The organism is Rhizobium sp. RSm-3, from assembly GCF_001854685.1.
GTDB classification, from domain to species: Bacteria; Pseudomonadota; Alphaproteobacteria; order Rhizobiales; family Rhizobiaceae; genus Rhizobium; species Rhizobium ecuadorense.
The window spans coordinates 26,120-49,218 of sequence record NZ_MAWZ01000060.1 but is presented as its reverse complement, the minus strand read 5'-3'; the positions used below and the strand labels follow the sequence as shown (position 1 = coordinate 49,218).

The window sequence follows — 23,099 nt, the reverse complement described above, 5'->3', positions numbered from 1 at the left end:
GCCATTTCATTTGTCGAATGGCGACATGGATACGCGCTTTTCCTCCAAATTCAACGCTTCCCTGTCGCCGGCGGGCGATTTGCCGGCAATATATTGACGTTTACGTTCACGTCAATATTCCTCTCGCCGCCGACCCCAGGGAAGGCGTTGAATCCTCCGCCCGGCGGCATCGACAGTGATGGCCGGACCGGCGCCGGGATCGTCTTTCACAGCCCGGGGCGTGACGATCTCCCGGTCGAAGAGCGGCACACCTTGTCGGCGCAGCACCAGGATCAGAAGAGCCCCGGCAAGGATGCCGCCGACATGAGCGCCCCAGGACACGTCGCCGTCGGGTGCGATCGCCAGCATGAAGAATTGCTGGCCGATCCACAAAAGCAGCGGCACGAAGGCCGGCAGGGGCAGCGGCAGACGGAAGAATACCAGAACCCAGACCCTGACGCGCGGATGCAACATGACATAGGCGGCAACCACACCGGAGATCGCCCCCGAGGCGCCGACAAGCGGCGCTTGCGACGTCATCGTCAGCAGGCCGTGGCAGAGCGCGCCGGCGGCCGCGCAGAGCAGATAGAAAATCAGGAAGCGCATGTGTCCCATCGCGTCCTCGACATTATCGCCGAAGACCCAGAGGAAGATCATGTTGGAAGCCAGGTGCCAGAAGCCGGAATGGACGAAGGCATAGGTGAGGTAAGTCAGCGGCTCCGGCACGATTTCCAGCCCCGGTGCCAGCACCGCATCGCCAAAGGCGATCGCCGGGATATAGCCGAGGCCGACGGTCGTGGCCTGGGCTGCCTGCTCGCTCTCCAGGCTGGTCAAGAGCCAGACCGCGACATTCAATGCGATCAGCGAGAGCGTCACCCACTGGACCTTGATATGTTTCAGCGTATTGGCGTCGTGAAATGGTATGAACATCAAGCCCCCCGGCGATCGTGATCGGGGCAAGCCTATCTGTTTTTTCCCGGAACCCAAAGCACATCCGCATGGCCTCGGTCATTTGCATGACGTGCGGCGACGAAGAGGAAATCGGAGAGCCGATTGACATATTTTCTCGCCGGCTCGCTGACGATCTCGCCATCGGTGCGGGCAAGCGCCACCATCAAACGTTCGGCGCGCCGGGCAATCGTGCGGGCCAGATGCAGCTGCGCGGCGGCCGGGCTGCCGCCCGGCAGGATGAAGGATTTCAGCGGCTCCAGGCCGGCGTTCAGCTGGTCGATATCGCGCTCCACCCGGTCGACCTGCGTCTCGACGATCCGCAGCGGTTCATAGGCCGGCGGCTCGCCGGTATCGGGGGTGGCAAGATCGGCGCCGAGATCGAAGAGATCGTTCTGGATCGACATCAGCATGGCATCGAGTTCGGGCAGGCCTGATGTGTGCAGTCGTGCCAGGCCGATCGCGGAATTGGCCTCGTCGATCGTGCCATAAGCCTCGACGCGCAGATCGTCCTTTGTCCGGCGCGGGCCGGCAACCAGCCCGGTCGTGCCGTCGTCGCCGGTTTTGGTGTAGATCTTGTTGAGTTTCACCATGCTGCACCGCCTGATAGAGGGAGGGCGGTCGAGGAGATCGGCGAGGCCGGCCCCTCATCCGGCTGCCGCCACCTTCTCCCCGTTTTGACGGGGAGAAGGGAATATGCCGCACCCTCTCCGCTCCTCACCCACGTCTCGCAGGGCACGTCCCCTCTCCCCGTCAGAACGGGGAGAGGGTTAGGGTGAGGGGCAGCCGTTGGCGTGAACCGGACAGCCTCGGGCTTGACCCGAGCATCCACACCGCATTCACCAGCGGCTACGGGGATGGATCCTCGGGTCAAGCCCGAGGATGACGGAGGTTGGGGTTGGCCTTTTCGCCAAACTCGCCCCGGCATACTGATGCACACCGTTTCGAGGTGCTTCCTCAAACCGGCGCTCGCCTCTCCTCCGTTATTTCTGTCCGTGTCCGTCATTAAAAAATGCCCCTCTCATGGCCTTCTCACGTCGGCCGACCGCCGCCGGTGATCCAGAGTGTCAGCATGATCAGGATGACGGCGATGGCCTGCAACAGGACGCGAAGCTGCATCAGCTTGTTGGAACGGTTGGCGTCGCCGCCCTTCATCATGTTGAAGAGGCCGCGGATCAGCACGAGGGCGACGAGGCCCATGACAATGATCGCAAGAATATAGGTGACCGTGGACATGGCATTCAGCTTTCTCAGTCCGTCCAGCGCATCAGGCGGTAGAAGAGGTCTGCCGGAAGCAGCCGCTTCAGGAACATGCCCTGTTTAGCCGGTGTCGTTACAGGATAATGTGGCCTTGGATTTTTCGAGTTCAATGCGTGTTTCAATACGGAATAAACCGCTTCCGGGCCAAGCTTGTGGCGGCTGACCGGGCCGGATCCATCGAGTCTTGCCAGTTGCCTGACATAGTCGGCCGCGTGCGGTGAATTCTCAAGGTCGATATGCTCCTTGATCTTTGCGAGCGCGTTGGCGGTGAAACGTGTGGCGATCGGTCCCGGCTCGATCAGGCTCACATGGATGTCGCTGCCCTGCAGCTCCATGCGCAAGGTGATGCTGAGGCCCTCGAGCGCGAATTTGGAAGCGGTGTAGGCGCCGCGATAGCGATAGGGCACGACGCCGAGAATCGACGAACATTGCACGATCCGGCCCCGGCCGTGCCTGCGCATCGCCGGGATCACCTGCCGCGTCAATTCATGCCAGCCAAAGAAATTCGCCTCGAACTGGGCGCGCAGCGCGGTCGTCGAAAGATCCTCGACGGCGCCCGGCTGGCCATAGGCGCCATTGTTGAAGAGCGCATCGATGCGGCCGCCGCTGCGTTCCAGCACCGCGCCGACCATGTCGGAAATCGTCTCGCTCCTGGCATAATCCATCAGGAAGGCTTCGATGCCGTCCGCTTCCAAGCCCGGCAGGTCTTCCGGTTTGCGCACCGTTGCGAAGACGCGCCAGCCATCGGCTTTCAGCGCCCGCGCGCAATGAGCGCCGATACCGGACGAGCATCCGGTCACGACGATGCTGCGCTCTCCTGCCATGGAATGATTCCTGTACAAAATGGGACTCGTTTCCCATATTCGGCCAGATGATACAATCTGGAAAGCCGGGGACGGATGCCGAAGGCACTGCGCACGATCTACGACGTGGTCTATGACGCGATCTGTCACATGGTCGAGGATGACGGCTTTGCCATGGCGAGCCATGTGGCGCTGTCGAGCCTGCTTGCGGTTTTCCCCTTCCTGATCTTCGGCACGGCGCTCGCAAGCTTCCTCGGCGCCGATCAGTTTTCCTCGACCGCCATCCATCTGATCTTCGACACCTGGCCCGAGGCGATCGCCAAGCCGCTTGCCGACCAGGTGCTGCAGGTGCTGACCATTCAGCGCGGCGGACTGCTGACGATCTCGGTGCTGGCGGCCGCCTATTTCGCCTCGAACGGCGTCGAGGCGCTGCGCATCTCGCTCAACCGCGCCTACCGGGTGCAGGAAACGCGGCCGTGGTATTTCACCCGCCTCGCCAGCCTCGGCTATGTGCTGATCGCGGTGATCATCTTTGCGGCGATCAGCATCCTGCTGGTCGCCGTGCCGCTGGCGCTCGACTATGCCAGGAAGTGGCTTCCGCTGTTTGCCGATACGCTCGACGTCGTCTTCAGCTGGCGCATCTACGGCACGCTTGTGGTGCTGACCGTCGGTCTGCTGGTCATGCATTTGTGGCTGCCGGCCGGCAAGCGGCGGGTCTTCGACGTCATTCCGGGCGTGCTGCTGACGCTGCTGCTTTGGCTGGCCGGGGCGCTGATCTTTGCCTATTATCTGGCGACCTTCGCCAATTATACCGCAACCTATGCCGGTCTCGCCTCGGTCATGATCGTGCTGATCTTCCTCTATATGGTCGGCGTCATCTTCATCATCGGCGCCGAGATCAACGCGGCGCTGATCAAATTTCGCGTCTTCCGGATGTTTTCCCACACGCTTTCGATTGTCGGCAGAGAGCGTGCCGAACGGGCATCAGAGCCCGACAAGGCGGCGAATATCGGCCCCTGACATGCCGCGGGCGCGCAGGTCGCCAAGCCCGCTGTCGCCGTCGCTTTTCGAAAGCTTGCGGCCGGACACGTCGAGAATGAGACGGTGATGGTGATAGACCGGCTGCGGCAGCCCGAGCAGCACCTGCAGCAGCCGGTGTACCGATGTCGCGTGGAACAGGTCGAGCCCGCGCACCACGTGGCTGACGCCCTGGAGCGCATCGTCGACGACAACCGAAAGATGATAGCTGGACGGGGCGTCCGAACGCGACAGGATGACGTCGCCCCAGACTTCGGGCTCGGCGGCGATCTCGCCCGATCTGCCGTCGCCGGTTTCCGTCCAGAACAGCAGCTCGCCGATCAGGTCGAGCGCCTTGCGCATATCGAGCCGCCAGGCATGTTTTTTCCCCGAGGCCAGCATCTCTCGCCATTCGTCTTCCGGCCGCTCGCGATCGTTTGCTGGATAATGCGGCGTGCCGTCGGGATCGCGTGGCCAGGATTTGCCGGCCGCCTCATAGGTGGTGACGCGCGTCTTCACCTCGCCGCGCGTCAGGAAGGCCGGATAGACCAGCCCGCGCTCGATCAGCGCGTGCAGTGCCGCCTGATATTCGGGGAAATGTTCCGACTGGCGCCGCGCCGGGCTTTCCCAGCCAATCCCCAGCCAGTCGAGATCGCTGAGGATGCCGGCTTCGAATTCCGGCGTGCAGCGGGCCTGGTCGATATCCTCGATGCGCAGCAGCAGGCGGCCATGTTCGGCCTCCGCCATGTCGCGGTTCAAAAGGGCCGAGAGGGCATGGCCGAGATGCAGCTCACCGTTGGGGCTCGGCGCAAAACGAAAGACAGGTTTTTGACGCTCGCTCGTGGTCATGCTTTCTTCTGCCATGGATTTGGGTTTCGAACCACTGCGAGGCGATGTGCAGATCATCCGCAACGAAGACGACGTCAGGTTGGGGCTCGAAGCGCTGCTCCGTCTCGATCCGCGCCTTGTGCCGATCGCGGCGCAGGCCGGCCCTGTTCCGCTGCGGCTGCGCGAACCGGGTTTTGCCGGCCTTGCCCACATCATCGTTTCGCAGATGGTGTCGCGCGCCAGCGCCGAGGCGATCTGGCGGCGCATGCTGCCGGCCGACGGGCTGTTGACCGCCGAAGGCTACGCGCTGCTTCACGCCGAAGCCTGGCGCGACTTCGGTCTGTCGCGCGCCAAGGCCGAGACCCTGTCGCGGATCGCCGAAACCGTTGTCTCCGGCCACCTCGATCTTGCCGGGCTCTGCCTGAGGCCGCCTGAAGAAGCGCTTGGTGAGCTCACGGCGCTGAAGGGCGTCGGTCCGTGGACGGCGGAGGTCTATCTGATGTTCTGCGGCGGCCATGCCGATGTCTTCCCGGCCGGCGACGTCGCGCTGCAGAGTGCCGTCGGTGCGGCATTCGGTCTTGCTGCACGGCCTGAAGCAAAGGCGCTGACTGCGCTCGCGGAAGCCTGGTCGCCATGGCGCTCGGTGGCGGCACGGCTTTTCTGGGCCTATTACGCTACGAAAACGCGCCGCGACATGGTGCCGACCGGTTGATCGGCAATACTCTTCAAATTGCCTTTATCCTCTGAATTTATTGGACTTCACAATCCTGTAACAACCGGCCTAATATACAGGTGCAGATGCCGAATCGATCAGGAGAGTCCCTTGACGATTGCAGTCTCCCCACAGGCCCTGCCAGCGCTCGTTCTGAACGCTGACTACCGGCCGCTGAGTTATTACCCCTTGTCGCTGTGGTCCTGGCAGGACGCGATCAAGGCGGTATTTCTCGACCGTGTGAACATCATCGCAGAGTATGAACATTCGGTTTCCTCGCCGAGTTTTTCGATGCGGCTTCCGAGTGTCGTGTGCCTCAAGACCTACGTTCAGCCGTCCCGCAATCCCGCATTCACCCGGTTCAACGTCTTCCTGCGCGACCGGTTCGAATGCCAGTATTGCGGCGCCCATGACGATCTGACCTTCGATCACGTCATTCCGCGCGCCCATGGCGGCGAGACGACCTGGGAGAATGTCGTGGCAGCCTGTTCGCCCTGCAATCTGCGCAAGGGCAGCAAGCTTCCCAAGCAGGCCAGCATGTTCCCGGCGCAGAAGCCCTATCAGCCGACGGTGCAGGATCTGCACAATAACGGCCGGCTGTTTCCGCCGAACTATCTGCACGACAGCTGGCTCGACTATCTCTACTGGGATACCGAACTGCAGCCGTAATCGAACGGCCTTAGGCGGCCTTGCGAACGCCAACGAAAGCGAAGGCGGCAAGCAGGATTCCGGCAATCACGTTCCAGCCCGCAAAAGACAGGCCGAGCACCCGCAGCGCCGCATCGGTGCAGGACGGCCCCTTGATGGTGTTGAGCTCGCCGAGCAGGTCGCCGGCATTGGTCGTCATGCTGCTTGCCGTCGTCGAGCAGGTGGCCGGGCCGGCCCAGAAATGCCATTCGACGCCGGCGTGATAGACGCCCATGCCGGCTGTCACCAGCATCAGGATTCCGGCCGCCAGAATGAGCGCCCGGGTGATCCAGTTCGGCAGGCCGACAAGTTCAGAAATTGCCGCCAGGATGGCGATCGGGATGGCATAGTAATAGGGCTGGCGCTGCAGCAGGCAAAGCGCGCAGGGAATATAGCCGCCGATATATTGGAAACCAAGCGCCGTGCCGACCGCCGCCGCCATGCCGATGGCGAGCAATATGGAATAGACGAAGCCGGGGCGGGCGAGCGGCGAGGCGGTGGCAGTCATGGCGGAACTCCGCGAGAGTTTGGTTTAGAGCAATTCCAGCAAAAGTGCGAAGCGGTTTTGCGTCCGGAATTGCGTAAAATTAAAGAGACAGAGCATTTCGTTATTCGAAGAAAAACGAAATGCTTTAGTGAGCGAAAGAGCGGTAGCCGACATAGAGCACGATCACCGCACCGGCACCGATGCCGACGATCTGGCCGAGGCGCTTCTCGATGAAATCCCGGATCGGCTCGCCGTAGCGGCGCAGCAGCCAGGCGAGAAAGAGGAAACGCGCGCCGCGTGCAATAATCGCCGAAACGATGAAAAGCCCCAGATTGACGTGAATGACGCCGGAGAGGATCGTGACGATCTTGATCGGCGGCAGATGCGCGAGACCTGATGTGACAAGCAGCAGCAGGATCCACTCATAGGTGACGTAGGCCTTCATCTCTTCGAAGGCATCGAGCTTGCCGTAGAATTCGAGAACCGGCCGCGCCACCGTCTCAAAGGCGTAAAAGCCGAGCGCCCAGCCGGCGATGCCGCCAAGCACGGAAGCAGCTGTGGCAATCAGCGCGTAGCGATAGGCGCGTTCCGGCTTGGCAAGCGCCATCGGCAGGAACAGCACATCGGCGGGGACGAGAAAGATGGAGCTTTCGACGAAGGCGATGACGGCGAGCCAGACTTCGGCCGATTTGCGCGCGGCCAGAGACATGGTCCAGTCGTAAAGTCTGCGGAGCATTCCGTTCCCTTCCTGTTGCGGTGCAAAAAGCTTTAGGGGCCGTGGGCGGCGCTGTAAATGCTCGCCCGTGTCCTTCGTGCCACCCGCCGCCTAAAAATTTCGTGATGCGGGGTCCCGCCGCCTTTCCCAAGATTTCACGGGATGGCGAATCGGCCATTCTGCCGCAAGCTGTGTCAGAGCATGATGCCGAAAATGTGGGCGGACGACATCATGCTCCAGCTGATGTGAGGTGGCATGGGAATGTTCAAAGTGATCGAAGGCGGCCGCGGGCAAGCCGCGCAGATGATCGAGCGGCCCGAAGAGGGCGGCAGGCCGAGCCGGGACGATGTACGCCGCGAGGCGGCGCGGCGGCTGAACGAAAGCGGCTATCATCCGTCACGCATCCGGGAATTTGCGACCGGCGTGCCGATGCTGGCCTCGCTTAAATATCTGTCGCTGCAGATCGATTTCGCAGCCGAGAGCCTGTCGCGGCTCGATCCGATCCCGGAGGATTTCCGCGCCGACGGCTATTGGCCGGCGGGCTGAGGCGATCGCGCTAAAGCGCGTCGCGTCAAACTTGATTCATGCGACGCGCTTTAGGTCTTTGTTTTCAAGCATGTCGTTGCGACAAAAGCGCTTCGCGCTTTGCCTGGGAAAACCGCGGCACACTTTTGCGCGACATGCTTTATCGCAATTCCGAGCCATGCATCGGTGTTGCGTCAGGAGAGGTCCATCGACTTTTCCCACTGCTGGCGCAGGACGTTCATCTCAGTGCGCTTCTGCGCCATCTCGCTGACGGCGGCGCGCAGATTGGGATGACGCGACATGAACATGTTGAAGTCGCGCCGTTCGAGCACTTCGAACTGGCAGAAGTCGACGGCGATGACGTCGGCGGTGCGCCGTCCGCCGCTTAAGAGCGCCATCTCGCCGAAGAAGGCGCCGGGCTCCAGGCGGATCGCGCCGTTGGCGAGCCGGACTTCCACCGCCCCCGAAGAAATAAAATACATGCCGTCGCCGCGGTCGCCGCGGCGGATAACGCGTTCGCCGGGCGGCGCGGGTTTTGCCTTGAAGAGCAGCAGCAGTTCCTCCTGCGCGTCTTCGTTGACCTCGGAAAACAACGGAAAAGTCTCGATCAGCTGCTGCATTTTCAGCTGATGCTCGCGTTCGCGCTCTTCGCCGAGCGCCCTGATCTTCTCCAGTTCCTTGCCGAGCGTCTTCTGCCTCTTCCTGCCGTAGCTTTCCCAAAGGGAGGGCCAATTTGCATGGGCAAATTTCTTCAACCCGTCGGTCGCCAGGATCACGATGGGGTTGAGCGTGATCGACAGGATTGCGGCAGCAAGGATCAGATCCTGGCCCTCATGCGGCAGCAGTCCGAGCGAGACGCCGAGGCCGGCGAGGATGAAGGAGAATTCGCCGATCTGGGCAAGGCCGCCGGCCAATGTCAGCCCCAGGCCGATCGGATAGCGCAGCAATATGACGATGAGGAAGGTGATGATGGCCTTGCCGAGGATGACAAGCGCCAGCGCGCCGATCACCGCCAGCGGCTGGCGCACCAGGATCGAGGGGTCGAAGAGCATGCCGACGGAGACGAAGAACAGCACGGAGAAGGCGTTCTGCAGCGGCAGCGAGTCGGCCGCCGCCCTGTGGCTGAGCTGGGATTCGCTCATGACGACGCCAGCAAAAAAGGCGCCGAGCGCAAAGGAGACGCCGAAGATCGCCGCCGAGCCGAAGGCGATGCCGAGCGCGATCGCCAGCACCGTCAGCGTGAACAATTCGCGTGAGCCGGTGCGGGCGATCATCGTCAGCAGCCAAGGCACGATGCGCGGGCCGAGGAAGATCGCCATGGCGGCGAAACCCACCACCTTCAGCAGCGTCAGGCCGATCGTCAGCGCCAGGGAAAGTTCGCCGAGGCCATGATTGGTGGTCGCGGCGGCATTGCCGCCGAGAAGCTCGGCGAGCGCCGGCAGCAGCACCAGCGCCAGCACCATCACCAGATCCTCGACGATCAGCCAGCCGACGGCGACGCGCCCGCTCGGCGCGTTGACGAGATTGCGCTCCTCCAGCGCCTTCAGCAGAACGACGGTGCTGGCCACCGACAGGCTGAGGCCGAGGACGATGCCGGCGCCGAGGCTCCAGCCCCAGAGTTTGCAAAGGCCGATGCCCAGCAGCGTGGCGAGGAGGATGCGCCCGATCGCGCCCGGGACGGCGATCCCGCGTACGGCGAGCAGGTCGGACGCGGAAAAATGCAGGCCGACGCCGAACATCAGCAGGATGACGCCCATTTCGGCAAGCTGGCCGGCAAGGGCAGTATCGGCGACGAAGCCAGGCGTGAACGGCCCCATCAGGATGCCGGCCATCAAGTAACCGACGAGCGGCGGCAGCCGCAGCCGGTCGGCGCCATAACCCAGGATCGCCGCGAAAACGAAACTGACGGCAACCGTCGCGATGAGCCCTACTTCCTGATGCACGTCCGACCCTTCCTGTGATAGCGGCGGCCACTCTGTACGAAGTGCAAGCAAAATTAAACAGTCGATTTGGCGGATGGCGCTGCCTTGTTCTCAATCCTGGCGATGAGGCGCAGAACTCGTCTGCTGTCGTCTGCTGCACGGCCGGGCGGCCGGCGATGTTGGAACCAGTTGCGTCTTGTCTCGTTGCCCTTTCATCCAGAAAGGAGAAACGACATGCGGAAGATCATCCTGAATTGTACTGTGGCGGCCCTTGCCGCCTGCTCGTTTGCAGCGCCTGTTCTCGCCGACAGCGTCTATGTCAGGGAACGTTCCTATGACGACGGTTATCGTCATGAGCGGGTCAGACCCGGCATTACCATCAGCGAGCGTGGCGTCACTTTTGGTGCGGTGCGCGAACGCGAACACCGCCGCTATCGCGACAATGGCTGCGAAACCAGAAGCGTCACCCGCCAGACCGACGAGGGCGAAGTGACCAAAACGATCCGGCGTTGCAACTAACCAAAAGTCCGAACAAAGACGAAGCCCGGTTCAAAGAGCCGGGTTTTCGCCTTTCATCGCGCCTATACTCTCAATGCAGTGGTGAAACGCGTCCGTCGGTGTTATGAGCACGCCTTTGGTAGAAGCGCATTCCCAGCGCAAACACCGCCCGCACAGGATTTTCGAGTATGATTGAACTTACGCCGTCCCAGATCGCCGCACTGAAACTCGCCAGGGATGGAGACCTTTACCCTCAGCCAGCCAATAAATGGACGCATCAGAACGCGACGGTGACCTACGCGAAAAACGACCGTTGGAAAGAGCGGCCTCAGAAAATCAAATCGGTCACCGCCAAGACGCTGGGCGAGCTGAAGGAACCTGGTTTTCTCGAGCGGCGGCACCTCGATGACGATGTCACGAAAGACGTCTACGGGATCACCATGGCCGGCAAGATGTGGCTGCTGAAGAACAAGTAGTTTGAGTTGGATACGAATTCGTTGCGTGCTTCCGCGTCGGTTTGTTGATGCGGAGGCGCAGCACGATGTCGAGATGATGGTGTTGCTAACTGGAGCAGATCGAACCAGTCCGCCTTCGTTCCTGACGGAACTGCGGCCCGCCGAGCCGAAGCTCACAGAGCGTAGGCTGGTGCCCCATGCCGGAGTCGAACCAGCACTTCTTTCGAAACTCGATTTTGAGTCGAGCGCGTCTACCAATTCCGCCAATGGGGCAACGGATACGAACGGGCGGCTGTCTAACATGCGAGCGCCCGCACGCGCAAGACGGGCAAGCGAAGTTATCCAACTGATCCGGTAGAGAGATCCGGCCTCGTTTCGAGGCCGGAGGCTTTTGATATCAATGGGCGGCGGCCGTTGCCGGAGCGGTGAGACCGGACTTCTTCAGCGTGATCGCCAGGATCGAGGCCAGCAGGCAGAAGGCGCCGGCGACGAAGAAGGCGGGCAGATAGCTCGACAGCTCCGTGCGCGACAGGCCGGCGCCATAGGCGGCGGTGGCAGCACCCAGCTGATGGCCGGCGAAGACCCAGCCGAAGACGAGGCCGGCCTTTTCGCGGCCGAAGCGGTCGGCGGCGATCTTGACGGTCGGCGGCACGGTGGCGATCCAGTCGAGGCCGTAGAAGACGGCGAAGATGGAGAGGCCGTAAAAGCTGAAATCGCTGAAAGGCAGGTAGAGCAGCGAGAGGCCGCGAAAGCCGTAGTAGAAGAACAGCAGCCAGCGATTGTCGAAGCGGTCGGAGAGCCAGCCGGAGCCGATGGTGCCGAAGAAATCGAAGATGCCCATGACGGCGAGCACACTGGCGGCTGCCACCGGCACGATGCCGAAATCGCCGCAGAGGGTGACGAAATGGGTCTGGATCAGACCATTGGTGCTGAGCCCGCAGATGAAGAAGGTGGCAAACAGGATCCAGAAGGTCGAGGTCTTGGAGATTTCCCTGAGCACGGTGATCGGCGTCATCAGCGCGACGCCGAGAGAGGTGCCGGCCGGCGGCGGCGTTACCTGCGTTTCGCCGAGGGCCGGCAGGTTGAGGTCGGCGGGCCGGTCGCGCATGAAGGCCAGCACGGCGAGGGCTGCGACCATGATCATGGCGCAGACGAAAAACACCGTGGAGCGCCAGCCGTAGCGTTGCGTCAGCTCCGCCATCAGCGGCAGAAAGACGAGCTGGCCGGTGGCCGAACTCGCCGAAAGCATGCCGACGACGAGGCCGCGATGCCTGGTGAACCAGCGGGTGGAGATCGTCGCGGCGAGCACCATGGCCGTCAGACCCGTGCCGAAGCCGACGACGATGCCCCAGAGCAGCAGCAACTGCCACAGCGTGGTCATGAACAGCGAACCGATAAAGCCGGCGCCGATCAGCGCCAAGGCGAAGACGATGACCTTGCGCACGCCGAAATAATTCATGAAGGCGGCGGCGAACGGGCCCATGAAACCGAAAAGGATCAGGCGGATCGCAAGGGCCGAGGAAATCTGCGAGGTCTCCCAGCCGAACTCGTCCTGCAGCGGCTTGATGAGAACGCCGGGTGCGCCCATGGCGCCGGCTGTGACCAGCATGGTGAGGAAGGTTGCCGCAACGACGACCCAGCCATAGTGGATGTTGCGCCGGGCAAGAGTGGAGGCAAGCGCTGTGGAAACCATGGGCAAGATTCCGTTCGGATTCGGCTTGGGGAAGATGGAGGCGGATTTACATGATGGTCATCATATTTCTTGCGTATTCATGATGGACGTCATATATTTTGTCAAGCGACTATTTCTGGAGATGAAAATGCGGGTCAGCCGCGAGAAATTTGCCGAAAACCGAGAGAAAATCCTGAGCGTTGCCGGCGTGCTTTTTCGCGAGAACGGTTTCGACGGGGTTGGAGTCGCCGACATCATGAAGGCGGCGGGGCTGACGCATGGCGGTTTTTACGGGCATTTCGCATCGAAGGACGACCTGGCGTTGGAGGTCAGCCGCAAGCTGATCGACAAGGTCGAAACGCGCTGGAAGGAGCATATCGCCAATTCTCCCGACCGGCCGCTGGAATCGCTTCTCGACCATTATATCCACTGGCGCACGGTCGACGACCCTGGCGGCAGCTGCGTCTTCGCGACGCTGATCCAGGAGGTGAGCCGTAGCCGCGGTGCGGTGCGCGCGGTCTTCAGCGACGGGCTCGCCGTGCTGGTCGACACGCTCGCCGAGATCGTTCCCGGCGCAAGCCAAGAGGAACGCCGCGCCAATGCCGCCACCACGCTGTCATCGATGATGGGCGCCGTCATCCTGGCCCGCGCGGTCGAGGACCGGGCGCTTGCCGAGCAGTTTCTGGTGACGATGCGTCGGCAGCTCGATCCCGGCAGCCGGGTATAATTTCGGGAAGTTGCGGTTTCGATATCCCTCTCCGTGTCGACGGAGGGAACTGATTTGGCAAATGCCGGAACCCGCCGGCGGCTATTTGAAACCGGCGACGGCGTGCGGGATATAGGGTGCTTCCAGTGCGGCCACTTCTTCGGTGGTGAGCTTGACCGAGAGCGCGGCAACCGCGTCGCTGAGGTGGTTCGGTTTGGAAGCGCCGATGATCGGGGCGGTCACGGCACTCTTCTGCAGGATCCAGGCGGTTGCGACCTGGGCGCGGGAGACGCCGCGGGCCCTGGCGATCTCGGCCACCGCCTCGACGATCCTGCGGTCGGCGTCGACGGACTGCGTGTAAAGCGTCTTGCCGAATTCATCGGTTTCGCTGCGCGCCGTCGCCTCGTCCCAGTCGCGGGTCAGGCGGCCGCGGGCAAGCGGGCTCCAGGGGATGACGGCGATCTTCTGATCCTCGCAGAGCGGCAGCATTTCACGCTCCTCCTCACGGTAAAGCAGGTTCAGATGGTCCTGCATGCTGACGAATTCGGTCCAGCCGTTCAGCCGGGAGACGTAGAGCGCCTTGGCAAATTGCCAGGCATACATGGAGGAGGCGCCGATATAACGCGCCTTGCCCGATTTGACGACATCGTGCAGCGCCTCCAGCGTTTCCTCGATCGGCGTCGTATGATCGAAGCGGTGGATCTGGTAGAGGTCGACATAGTCGGTGCCGAGGCGGCGCAGGCTGTTGTCGATTTCGTCGAAGATCGCCTTGCGCGACAGGCCGGCGCCATTCGGGCCCGGCCGCATGCGGTTGAACACTTTGGTCGCCAGCACGATGTCTTCGCGCTTGGCGAAATCTTTGATGGCGCGGCCGACGATCTCCTCGGAGGAGCCGTTGGAATAGGTGTTGGCGGTGTCGAGGAAATTGATGCCGAGGTCGATCGCCTGGCGGATCATCACCCGGCTTTCTTCTTCGCGCAGGCTCCAGGCATGATTGCCGCGGCCGGGATCGCCGAAGGTCATGCAGCCCAGGCAGATTTTCGAGACTTCGAGGCCGGTCTTACCAAATTTTGCATAGTCCATGAAACGGCTCCGTGATGAATCTGATGACCCAATTCGATGCCCCCAATTCGATACCCCAGGGGCGGCTTTCCATGATCTAGCGCGGAAACCGGCAAAGTCGCAGGGCGCCCAGCGAAGAATCGGTCCTGCGATGCGCACAACAATGCGTGATGGGCTTTGAAGCCGGGTCTGTCATCGCCTTCAGGACCGGTCGCTTGCGCATTTGCAGCACAAGGTGTTAGCTGGTGCAGCATTTCATTGGATTTCGACTATGATACTGCCGTCCCATGATCGCTACGACGATCTCTATCGCGATTTCTCCTGGCGGATTCCCGAGGATTTTAATATCGGCCGCGCCGTCAGCGACGACTGGGCGGCGAGGGCGCCCGAGCAGGTCTGCCTCGAACATTTCAGCCCGGACGGCGATCACCGCAGTCTGACCTATCGCGCGCTCGCCGACCGGTCCTCGGCCTTTGCCAATGCGCTGGTTTCGCTGGGGATAAAACGCGGCGATCGGGTCGCGCTGCTCTTGCCGCAATCCTTCGAGACGGTGATTGCGCATGTGGCGATCTACAAGACCGGCGCGATCGCGCTGCCGCTGGCGCTGCTCTTCGGCGTCGAGGCGCTGGAATACCGGCTGAAGGCGGCAGGGGTGGCTGTTGTCGTCACCAATGGCTTCGGTCTCGAACGCATCCGCCGGATCCGTGAGCGCCTGCCGATGCTGAAACATATCGTCAGCATTGATGGGGCGAGCACCGATGCGGCCGGCTTCGGCGAACTGGTGGACGACCATTCCCCCACCTTCGACACCGTCGAGACCGGCCCGGACGATCCGGCGCTGATGATTTTCACCTCGGGAACGACGGGGCCGCCGAAAGGCGCGCTGCACGGCCACCGCGTGCTGCCCGGCCATATTCCCGGCATGCAGTTTGCCCATGAGGGCTTTCCGAAAGCGGGCGACAAGGTCTGGACGCCGTCCGACTGGGCCTGGGCGGGCGGGCTGCTCAACGCGCTGCTGCCGGCTCTTCTGCTCGGCGTTCCCGTCGTCTCGTCGCCGGCGCAGAAATTCGATGCCGACATGGCCTACCGCATCATGGCGGAGATGAAGGTGCGCAACGCTTTCATTCCCCCGACGGCATTGAGGCTGATGCGATCGGTCGCCGATCCGCGCTCGAAATACGATCTGGTGCTGCGCACCATCGGCTCGGCCGGAGAGGCGCTCGGCCGCGAGACCTATGAATGGGCACAGCGCACACTCGGCATCACCGTCAATGAATTCTACGGCCAGACGGAGTGCAATTTCGTGCTCTCGTCGAGCGCTGCCTATGGCGTGACCAGGGCCGGCGCCATCGGACGGGCGGTGCCGGGGCATCGTGTTGCGATCGTCAATGAGGCCGGTGTCGAATTGCCCGTCGGCGAACCGGGCCAGATCGCCATCGCCAGTCCCGATCCCGTCATGTTCCTCGGCTATTGGGATGATGCGGCGGCGACGGCGCGAAAATTCGTCAAAGGCTGGCTGCTCACCGGCGATATCGGCCGGCAGGATGCCGATGGTTACGTCACCTTCGAAGGCCGCGACGACGACGTCATCACCTCGTCGGGATATCGCATCGGCCCGGCCGAAATCGAGGATTGCCTGATCGGCCATCCCGCCGTGCAGCTTGCCGCCGCCGTCGGCAAACCCGATGCCGTGCGCACCGAGATCGTCAAGGCCTATATCGTGCTGTCGCCGGGCCATCATCCAAGCGAGGCGCTGGCCGCCGATATCAGGGAATGGGTGAAGACGCGGCTTTCCATGCACGAATATCCGCGCGAGGTGGAATTCATCGATGCCTTGCCGCTGACGACCACCGGCAAGGTGATCCGCCGGCTGCTGCGCGAAAGGGCGGCTGGCGAAGTCTAGTGCTATCGCTCTATGGATAAAACAAAGGGCGTCAGCTTCTGCCGGCGAGCGACATGATTTTCTCGCGCAGCATCTTCGCCATGTTGCGGGTGCTGCGGTACATGTGGAGCTGGGCTGAGACTTGGCGCATGTCGCGGTCGCTGTTCTGCGTCAGGCCGATCACCAGCGTTCCCATCTCCTCGCGCTCCTGCCAGAAGCGGCTCATGATCGGATGGTCCGAGACGGCGCAGGAATCGGAGCGGACGATATTGGCGTCGTCGAGATGCCATTCGGTGAGTTCGCTCATCAGCAGCTTGCCCGGCGAATAGCGGGCATAGTTCTCGTCATACGCGGTCTTCCAGGTATAGGCCTCGCCACCCATCATCAGCACGACGATGGCGGCGATCGCCTTGCCGTTGAGATCGATCGTGTGGATGCGCACGGCGTCGACGGCGGCAAGGTTGGACACCGCCTCGCGGGCGAAGGCGGTATGATAGCGATCGGTGACGAGGGCGCTGCGCCGCTTGCCCTTCCATCCGCCGGCTTCCATCGCCAGGAATTCCTCGAAGCGGATATGGATTTCGCGTGGCTGGCGGGCGACGGCATAAACCGCCGTTCCCTGTTCCTCCAGCAGACGCCACTGGCGGCGCATTTCGCGCATGTGCGAGGAAGAGATGGTGCGGCCGAGATAGGCCGGCGCCTCATCGTCGCTCTGCAGCATCGGCCGCAAATAGGGATTGGCGACCGTGACGGGGAGATTGCGGCTGAGCGCCACCGCCTTGACCATGCGCACGAAAATACCGTTCAGCCGGAGATCCGGCAGAACCACGATGCCGGGCAGATTGAGATCGCGCGCCGTCAGGCCCTCGAAAAGATTGTCGAGGGTCTCGGCGGCATCCTCGCTGTCGACCAGCGGCGTGCCGAGCGGGCCGAAGCTGTTCGACCAGCCGCGGATGATCGACGGGCCGACGGCAAAACCCGGCTTGTCCACCGAAAACGGCAGCAGAAAACGCATGCGGCTGCGGCCGGCATTGTGGTCGCGGATCAGGGCGAAGTTCACCTGCCGGTCTTCGAGCCGCGGCATGGCGGGCGCGAGGAAGCGGCCGGAGAAAAAGACGTTCGGCTCCATCGCCCGGTTGGAGAGGAAGTCGAGCTCTTCCTGAAGATCATAGCCGAGCTTGCCGGGATAGACGCAGAGTTCGCGTCCCGGCCGGCCGATCTCGGCGCGCGCCTCGGCCCGCGGCGCTTCGAAATGCAGCGCGGCGAGATCATGCACCATGCGGTTGGCAATGCTGTCGGTGCTTTCGGTAAGGGGAGGAATACGCACCATCTATCGAACTCTCATTTCTGGCGTTGCGGCGGAGGGGCTGGCGAAGGCGAAAAGGACGATGCCGAGCGTGCGGCGCACGGCAAGGTGCAGCAGGATCGCCTCGACCGCCATGGCCGAAGCCGTGGCGATCGCAGTGCCTTCGATGCCGTAATGCGGGATCAAAGCAAGGTTGAGGCCGACATTGGCTGCCAGCGCGCCGGCATAAAGCGCGACGCAGAGGTTCTGCTTGCCGGCCATCATCAGCAGCGTTTCGGCCGGGCCGACCAAAGACTTGGCGAGGATGCCGGCGAGCAGGATCGCCATGACCAGATAACCCGATGTAAAGGCGCCGCCGAAGAGCGACAGCAGAAGATGGCCGGCGGCAAGCACCACAAGGCCGACGCCGAGTGCGGGCCAGAAGGTCCAGCGGGCGGCGTCGATCGCGGCAGTCGCCAGCTGTGCATGGTCGCCTTCGGCGATGATCGAGGAAAAGCGCGGGCCGGAGGCGGCCTTGACCGAGAAATTGATGAAATGCACCAGCGCCATCGTCTTGGCGGCGGCGAAGTAGATGGCGACGTCGTGCGGCTCGAGGAAAATGCCGACGACGACGACATCGGAATTGGTGAGCAGGAAGCTGACGCCTTCGATCAGGAAAATCGGAAAGGCGACGCTGAACCAGGCGAGGAAATCGACCTTATGCGGGCCTTTGTCATAATGCCGGCGAAGGCGATAGAGCGTAGCGGCATACTGGCCGAGCGCGGTGACGAAGGTCGCGACGAGCGCTGCCTGCATGGCGGTGACGGCCGTATGCTCGGCGCCGATGGCGATGGCGATCAGCATGAAGAGGATGATCAGGATCGGCCGGACGATATAGACCGGGCCAAGCGCCATGACCGGCCAGTGGTTTGCCCGTGACGTGCCTTCGAGAATGTCGCCGAGCGCGATCATCGGCATGGCGAGCAGGCCGAGGAAGATCGGGACGAGATAATAGACCTGGATCATATGACCGAAGAAATGCAGCCCCAGCATGCCGGCGGCGAGCACCACCGTGCCCGAAAGCAGCGCGAAGATGCGCGCCGTGCCGGTGAGGCCGCGGATCTCCTCGAAGGCGCCGGCTGCCCTGTATTGCGGCAGGAAGCGGATGATCGCCGTGTGGAAACCAAGGCATGAGAGATCGCCGAAGACAACGACCAGCACCCAGACGAAAACGAAGATGCCGTATTCATATTCGCCCATCAGCCGGGCAAGGACGATCTGGGAGATGAAGGCGAGGGCTGCGCTGAGGATGCGGATCGAAAAGGCCGTCAGCGCCATGCGCTGAGCGGCCGCCTTCTCACCACGCTCGGTGAGCACGGCCGCAAGCATGCGCAGCGCGCGGCCGCCGATCGGGCGCAGGCCCGCTGGCAGCATCTTTTCCGCTGTTTCTATGACCGCCATGATGAACACGCAAAACTCTGAAGGTCAGGCAAATCGTCCCGAAGTCTTGACAGAACAGGGTTAAGAAACGGTTCCGGATCGGGCTTGTCAGCGGCGCTGAAATTACGGTTTTCCACCGCTGCCGCGGAAAAGAAAATGCCGCCCGAAGGCGGCATTTTCACAATCTTTGCGGCTTGCCTCAGACCTGCTCGAAGGCGCCGTGGCAATGCTTGTATTTCTTGCCGGAACCGCAGGGGCAGGTCTCGTTGCGGCCGACTTTGCCCCAGGTGGCCGGGTCATCCGGATTACGGTTCTCAGGCGAAACGATGACTTCCGATGCCTGGTAGATCGCCGGGGCGAAATCGTCCTCGCCGGTGGTCGGATCGAGGTGATGGGCCTGCATCAGCGGCGGTTCCGGTTCGGCAGGGGCCTGCTGCACCAGTTCGACGCGCATCAGCTGGGCGGTGACGGCCTCGCGCAGATTGTTGAGGAGGCCCGTGAACAGCTCGAAGGCTTCCGACTTGTATTCCTGCAGCGGATCACGCTGGGCATAGCCGCGGAAGCCGATGACGGAGCGCAGATGGTCGAGATTGACGATGTGCTCGCGCCAGAGATGATCGAGCGTCTGCATGACGATCGAGCGTTCGACATAATGCATGATGTCGTCGCCGAAACGCTCGGCCTTTTCCGTGAAGGCGGCGTTGGTGGCTTGTGTCAGGCGTTCGCGGATATCGTCTTCGCCGATGCCTTCTTCTTTCACCCAGTCCTCGATCGGCAGATCGAGATTGAGGATGTTCAAGGCACCGGTCTTCAGGCCGGCGGCATCCCATTGCTCGGCGTAGGCGCGCTCCGGGATGTGCTTGTCGACCATGTCCTCGATCACCTCACGGCGCATGTCGGAAACGGTCTCGGAAATATTGGTCGATTCCATCAGTTCAAGGCGCTGCTCGAAGATCACCTTGCGCTGATCATTGAGAACGTCGTCATACTTCAGGAGGTTCTTGCGGATATCGAAGTTGCGGGCTTCGACCTTCTTCTGGGCGCGCTCCAGGGCCTTGTTGATCCAGGGATGGACGATCGCCTCGCCCTCCTTGAGACCGAGCTTCGTCAGCATGCTGTCCATGCGGTCGGAGCCGAAGATGCGCATCAGGTCGTCCTGAAGCGAGAGGTAGAATTTCGAGCGGCCGGGGTCGCCCTGACGGCCGGAGCGGCCGCGCAGCTGGTTGTCGATGCGGCGGCTTTCATGGCGTTCGGTGGCGATGACGTAGAGACCGCCGGCGGCGAGCGCCTTCTGCTTGAGTTCCTTGATCTCCTCGACGATCGCCTGGATTCGGGCTTCCCGTTCCGGACCGGCTTCGACTTCGCCGAGTTCGCGCTCGATGCGCATGTCGAGGTTGCCGCCGAGCTGGATGTCGGTACCGCGGCCGGCCATATTGGTGGCGATCGTGATGGCCCCCGGCACACCGGCCTGGGCGACGATATAGGCTTCCTGCTCGTGATAGCGGGCGTTCAGCACCTGGAAGTCGTCGAAGCCCTGCTTGCGTAGACGCTCGGCGAGCAGTTCCGATTTCTCGATCGAGGTGGTGCCGACCAGTACCGGCTGGCCGCGTTTATGGGCGTCGAGGATCTCCTCGATGATCGCCTTGAACTTTTCGTCGAAGGTCCGGTAAACCTCGTCGTCCTCGTCGAGGCGCTTGATCGGCAGGTTGGTCGGGACCTCGATGACGTCGAGATTGTAGATGTTGGCGAATTCTTCCGCTTCCGTCTGCGCCGTGCCGGTCATGCCGGCGAGTTTGGCGTACATGCGGAAATAGTTCTGGAAGGTGATCGACGCCAGCGTCTGGTTTTCCGGCTGGATCTGCACCCTTTCCTTGGCTTCGAGCGCCTGGTGCTGACCTTCGGAATAACGGCGGCCCGGCATCATGCGGCCGGTAAACTCGTCGATGATAACGACTTCGTCGTTGCGGACGATATAGTCCTTATCGCGCTGGAACAGCTTGTGGGCCTTCAGCGCGTTGTTGACGTGATGGACGATCGCGACGTTCTCGATGTCGTAGAGTGCGTTGCCCTTCAGGAGGCCAGCCTGGCGGAGCAGATCTTCCAGCTTCTCGGTGCCCTCTTCGGAGAAATTGGCCGAGCGCTGTTTTTCGTCGATCTCGTAATCGCTGGGTACGAGCATCGGAATGAAGGCGTCGATCGTATTGTAGAGTTCGGAGCGGTCGTCGAGCGGACCGGAGATGATCAGCGGTGTGCGCGCCTCGTCGACGAGGATCGAGTCCACTTCGTCGACGATCGCGAAGTTGTGGCCGCGCTGGACCATCTGGTTCTTCTCGTACTTCATGTTATCGCGTAGATAATCGAAGCCGAGTTCGTTGTTGGTGGCATAAGTGATGTCGCAGGCATAGGCCGCGTGGCGTTCCTCGTCGGAGAGGCCGTGGACGATCACGCCGGTGGTCATGCCGAGAAAGCCGTAGATGCGGCCCATGGTCGCGGCATCGCGCTGGGCGAGGTAATCGTTGACGGTGACGACGTGCACGCCCTTACCAGACAGCGCGTTCAGATAGACCGGCAGGGTGGCGACCAGGGTCTTGCCTTCACCGGTCTTCATCTCGGCGATCGCATTGGAATGCAGGATCATGCCGCCGACCAGCTGTACGTCAAAAGGCCGCAGGCCGAGAACGCGGCGCGAGGCTTCGCGCACGACGGCAAAGGCCGGGATCAGAATGTCGTCGAGCGTCTTGCCCTCGGCAAGCAGAGCGCGAAACTCCACGGTCTTTGCCGCGAGCTGCTCGTCCGTCAGGGCCTTGGTCTTCTCTTCGATAGAGTTGATGGCAGCGACGTTCGGCTGGAAAGACCGCACGCGGCGGTCATTGGAGGACCCAAATAACTTGCGGGCTAGACCGCCAAAGCTGACCATATGACTGGTCCTTTCTCAATATTCATCCCCGGCGTTTGTTGTTCGCGGCCCAGCCGAAAATCAGGCGCGCGCCTTAAAACGCCCGGAAACTGTTCTGGACGCGAGGTTGCGTGACAGATAAGAGGGGGGTCGAATGATGTCAACGGATTTGGCGGATACAGAAAGGCCACAATCCGGTGTTGATGGCTATTTTGGGCCGATTCAGGCGATGCTGAAAGCGGCGATGTAACTGTGAAGGGTATTTCATGTTGACCACCAACAAACTTGCCGTTCTGGCGTTTGCAACTTTTGTTGCGCTCCAGGCCCCGGCCCATGCCGATGACGCCGTCATCGCCAAGGTCGGCAATCTGGAGATTCACCAGTCGGAACTCGACCTTGCCGTCGCCAATCTCGACCCGCAGCTGGCGCAGCTTCCCGATGACCAGAAGAAGGTCGCAGCCCTTTCCGCCGCCATCGACGTGAAGCTGCTTGCCGCCGACGCTGCGGCCGAGAAGCTCGATCAGACCGACGAATTCAAGAAGCGCATGCAGTATCTCACCGACCGCGAGCTGCACAACGCCTACTTCAAGAAGCATGTCGTCGACATCGTGACGCCTGAAGAAGTCAAGGCCCGCTACGACAAGGAAGTCGCCGCCCTGCCGAAGCAGGAGGAAGTCCACGCCCGTCATATCCTCGTCAAGACCGAAGACGAAGCCAAGGACATCATCAAGCAGCTCGACGCCGGCAAGGATTTCGCCGAACTCGCCAAGGAAAAGTCCACCGATCCGAACAAGTCGGAAGGCGGCGACCTCGGCTATTTCTCGCGCGGCCGCATGGTCAAGGAATTCGAGGACGCGGCCTTCGCGCTTGAAAAGGGCACCTATTCCAAGACGCCTGTTAAAACCGATTTCGGCTATCACGTCATCAAGGTCGAGGATAAGCGCGACGCCCCGCCGCCGCCCTTCGAGCAGGTGCAGGATCAGGTTCGTCAGCTCGTCATGCGCGACAAGTATCTTGAGCTTCTGAACAAGGCGAAGGCCTCGGCCAAGATCGAAATCAGCGACGAGACGCTGCGCAAGGGTTACGAACAGGCCAACAAGCAGCCGGAGCCGGGCAGTGAGCCCGTCGCGCCGGCGCCGAAGCAGTAATAATCGCATCAGGGCCCGGTTTTTCCGGGCCCTTTACTGCATAATTCCTTAAATCGGAATCGATTAACGGCGAAATTATGCAGTAATTTTAAAGTGTTACAGCGTCCTTCGCGCGTCTGAAAAGACGCGCGGCGCTGTAATATCGTTGTTGTTGTCGCATTTCCGGACGGCG

Annotated in this window: 22 protein-coding genes and 1 tRNA gene; 9 read left to right on the top strand and 14 right to left on the bottom strand. The window is 61.9% G+C overall.

The window, feature by feature from the left end; all coding sequences use genetic code 11:
* Positions 1–111: 111 nt before the first annotated feature.
* From BBJ66_RS31685 to BBJ66_RS31670, 4 genes are all read right to left on the bottom strand, one after another.
* Positions 112–909, bottom strand: a complete 798-nt coding sequence (locus BBJ66_RS31685) for a rhomboid family intramembrane serine protease (protein ID WP_071093168.1) — start codon at positions 907–909, stop codon at positions 112–114.
* A gap of 32 nt (positions 910–941) precedes the next feature.
* Positions 942–1,520: a cob(I)yrinic acid a,c-diamide adenosyltransferase gene (locus tag BBJ66_RS31680; protein ID WP_071093166.1), complete on the bottom strand. Its 579-nt coding sequence runs from the start codon at positions 1,518–1,520 to the stop codon at positions 942–944.
* 439 nt (positions 1,521–1,959) lie between these two features.
* A complete protein-coding gene (locus tag BBJ66_RS31675) occupies positions 1,960–2,163 on the bottom strand; it encodes a twin transmembrane helix small protein (protein ID WP_064840887.1) in 204 nt (67 codons plus the stop codon).
* 14 nt (positions 2,164–2,177) lie between these two features.
* Positions 2,178–3,011, bottom strand: coding sequence for an SDR family oxidoreductase (locus BBJ66_RS31670; protein ID WP_071093164.1), 834 nt, complete (start codon positions 3,009–3,011; stop codon positions 2,178–2,180).
* A gap of 75 nt (positions 3,012–3,086) precedes the next feature.
* Between BBJ66_RS31670 and BBJ66_RS31665 the strand changes: the two genes are divergently transcribed.
* Positions 3,087–4,010, top strand: a complete 924-nt coding sequence (locus BBJ66_RS31665; protein WP_071093162.1) for a YihY/virulence factor BrkB family protein — start codon at positions 3,087–3,089, stop codon at positions 4,008–4,010.
* On the opposite strand, the gene gluQRS is transcribed toward BBJ66_RS31665, so the two are convergent.
* Positions 3,975–4,856, bottom strand: coding sequence for a tRNA glutamyl-Q(34) synthetase GluQRS (gene gluQRS / locus BBJ66_RS31660; protein WP_071093160.1), 882 nt, complete (start codon positions 4,854–4,856; stop codon positions 3,975–3,977). The two genes, BBJ66_RS31665 and gluQRS, sit on opposite strands and share 36 nt — an antisense overlap.
* Between gluQRS and BBJ66_RS31655 the strand changes: the two genes are divergently transcribed.
* Both BBJ66_RS31655 and BBJ66_RS31650 read left to right on the top strand, forming a co-directional pair.
* On the top strand, positions 4,855–5,547 hold the full coding sequence (locus tag BBJ66_RS31655) for a DNA-3-methyladenine glycosylase family protein (protein ID WP_071093159.1): 693 nt from the start codon (positions 4,855–4,857) through the stop codon (positions 5,545–5,547). The genes gluQRS and BBJ66_RS31655 overlap by 2 nt on opposite strands.
* A 111-nt stretch (positions 5,548–5,658) precedes the next feature.
* Complete coding sequence (locus tag BBJ66_RS31650; protein ID WP_003567029.1) at positions 5,659–6,216, top strand: HNH endonuclease; 558 nt, start codon at positions 5,659–5,661, stop codon at positions 6,214–6,216.
* A gap of 10 nt (positions 6,217–6,226) precedes the next feature.
* On the opposite strand, the gene BBJ66_RS31645 is transcribed toward BBJ66_RS31650, so the two are convergent.
* Positions 6,227–6,742 carry a disulfide bond formation protein B gene (locus BBJ66_RS31645; protein ID WP_071093157.1) on the bottom strand — a complete coding sequence of 172 codons (516 nt, stop codon included), beginning with the start codon at positions 6,740–6,742 and terminating at the stop codon, positions 6,227–6,229.
* 124 nt (positions 6,743–6,866) lie between these two features.
* On the bottom strand, positions 6,867–7,457 hold the full coding sequence (locus BBJ66_RS31640) for a YqaA family protein (protein ID WP_071093155.1): 591 nt from the start codon (positions 7,455–7,457) through the stop codon (positions 6,867–6,869).
* A gap of 234 nt (positions 7,458–7,691) precedes the next feature.
* Between BBJ66_RS31640 and BBJ66_RS31635 the strand changes: the two genes are divergently transcribed.
* Complete coding sequence (locus BBJ66_RS31635; protein WP_172599246.1) at positions 7,692–7,982, top strand: hypothetical protein; 291 nt, start codon at positions 7,692–7,694, stop codon at positions 7,980–7,982.
* A 173-nt stretch (positions 7,983–8,155) separates the two neighbouring features.
* Here the strand turns inward: BBJ66_RS31635 and BBJ66_RS31630 are convergent, their stop codons facing one another.
* Positions 8,156–9,904 carry a cation:proton antiporter domain-containing protein gene (locus BBJ66_RS31630; RefSeq protein ID WP_071093150.1) on the bottom strand — a complete coding sequence of 583 codons (1,749 nt, stop codon included), beginning with the start codon at positions 9,902–9,904 and terminating at the stop codon, positions 8,156–8,158.
* Positions 9,905–10,117: 213 nt separating this feature from the next.
* On the opposite strand from BBJ66_RS31630, the gene BBJ66_RS31625 reads away from it, so the two are divergent.
* Positions 10,118–10,402 carry a hypothetical protein gene (locus tag BBJ66_RS31625; RefSeq protein ID WP_071093147.1) on the top strand — a complete coding sequence of 95 codons (285 nt, stop codon included), beginning with the start codon at positions 10,118–10,120 and terminating at the stop codon, positions 10,400–10,402.
* Between the two features lie 167 nt (positions 10,403–10,569).
* On the top strand, positions 10,570–10,857 hold the full coding sequence (locus BBJ66_RS31620) for a hypothetical protein (RefSeq protein WP_049732769.1): 288 nt from the start codon (positions 10,570–10,572) through the stop codon (positions 10,855–10,857).
* Positions 10,858–11,024: 167 nt separating this feature from the next.
* On the opposite strand, the gene BBJ66_RS31615 is transcribed toward BBJ66_RS31620, so the two are convergent.
* Positions 11,025–11,109: transfer RNA gene (locus tag BBJ66_RS31615), tRNA-Leu, on the bottom strand.
* Positions 11,110–11,233: 124 nt separating this feature from the next.
* Positions 11,234–12,529: an MFS transporter gene (locus BBJ66_RS31610; RefSeq protein WP_071093145.1), complete on the bottom strand. Its 1,296-nt coding sequence runs from the start codon at positions 12,527–12,529 to the stop codon at positions 11,234–11,236.
* Between the two features lie 127 nt (positions 12,530–12,656).
* Here BBJ66_RS31610 and BBJ66_RS31605 point away from each other — a divergent pair, with 127 nt between their 5' ends.
* Positions 12,657–13,235, top strand: coding sequence for a TetR/AcrR family transcriptional regulator (locus tag BBJ66_RS31605; RefSeq protein WP_049732798.1), 579 nt, complete (start codon positions 12,657–12,659; stop codon positions 13,233–13,235).
* A gap of 81 nt (positions 13,236–13,316) precedes the next feature.
* Here BBJ66_RS31605 and BBJ66_RS31600 read toward each other — a convergent pair whose 3' ends face one another.
* On the bottom strand, positions 13,317–14,297 hold the full coding sequence (locus BBJ66_RS31600) for an aldo/keto reductase (RefSeq protein ID WP_071093143.1): 981 nt from the start codon (positions 14,295–14,297) through the stop codon (positions 13,317–13,319).
* A 250-nt stretch (positions 14,298–14,547) separates the two neighbouring features.
* Between BBJ66_RS31600 and BBJ66_RS31595 the strand changes: the two genes are divergently transcribed.
* Positions 14,548–16,179, top strand: a complete 1,632-nt coding sequence (locus BBJ66_RS31595) for an AMP-binding protein (RefSeq protein ID WP_071093141.1) — start codon at positions 14,548–14,550, stop codon at positions 16,177–16,179.
* Between the two features lie 31 nt (positions 16,180–16,210).
* On the opposite strand, the gene BBJ66_RS31590 is transcribed toward BBJ66_RS31595, so the two are convergent.
* The 3 genes from BBJ66_RS31590 to secA all read right to left on the bottom strand — a co-directional run bounded on the left by BBJ66_RS31590 (position 16,211) and on the right by secA (position 21,800).
* Positions 16,211–17,488 (bottom strand): GNAT family N-acetyltransferase, encoded by a 1,278-nt coding sequence (locus BBJ66_RS31590; protein WP_049732773.1) that lies wholly within the window; start codon positions 17,486–17,488, stop codon positions 16,211–16,213.
* Positions 17,489–18,904 (bottom strand): oligosaccharide flippase family protein, encoded by a 1,416-nt coding sequence (locus BBJ66_RS31585; RefSeq protein ID WP_071093406.1) that lies wholly within the window; start codon positions 18,902–18,904, stop codon positions 17,489–17,491.
* A 178-nt stretch (positions 18,905–19,082) separates the two neighbouring features.
* On the bottom strand, positions 19,083–21,800 hold the full coding sequence (secA, locus tag BBJ66_RS31580; protein WP_071093139.1) for a preprotein translocase subunit SecA: 2,718 nt from the start codon (positions 21,798–21,800) through the stop codon (positions 19,083–19,085).
* 245 nt (positions 21,801–22,045) lie between these two features.
* Here secA and BBJ66_RS31575 point away from each other — a divergent pair, with 245 nt between their 5' ends.
* A complete protein-coding gene (locus BBJ66_RS31575; protein WP_049732775.1) occupies positions 22,046–22,927 on the top strand; it encodes a peptidylprolyl isomerase in 882 nt (293 codons plus the stop codon).
* Positions 22,928–23,099 lie beyond the last annotated feature (172 nt).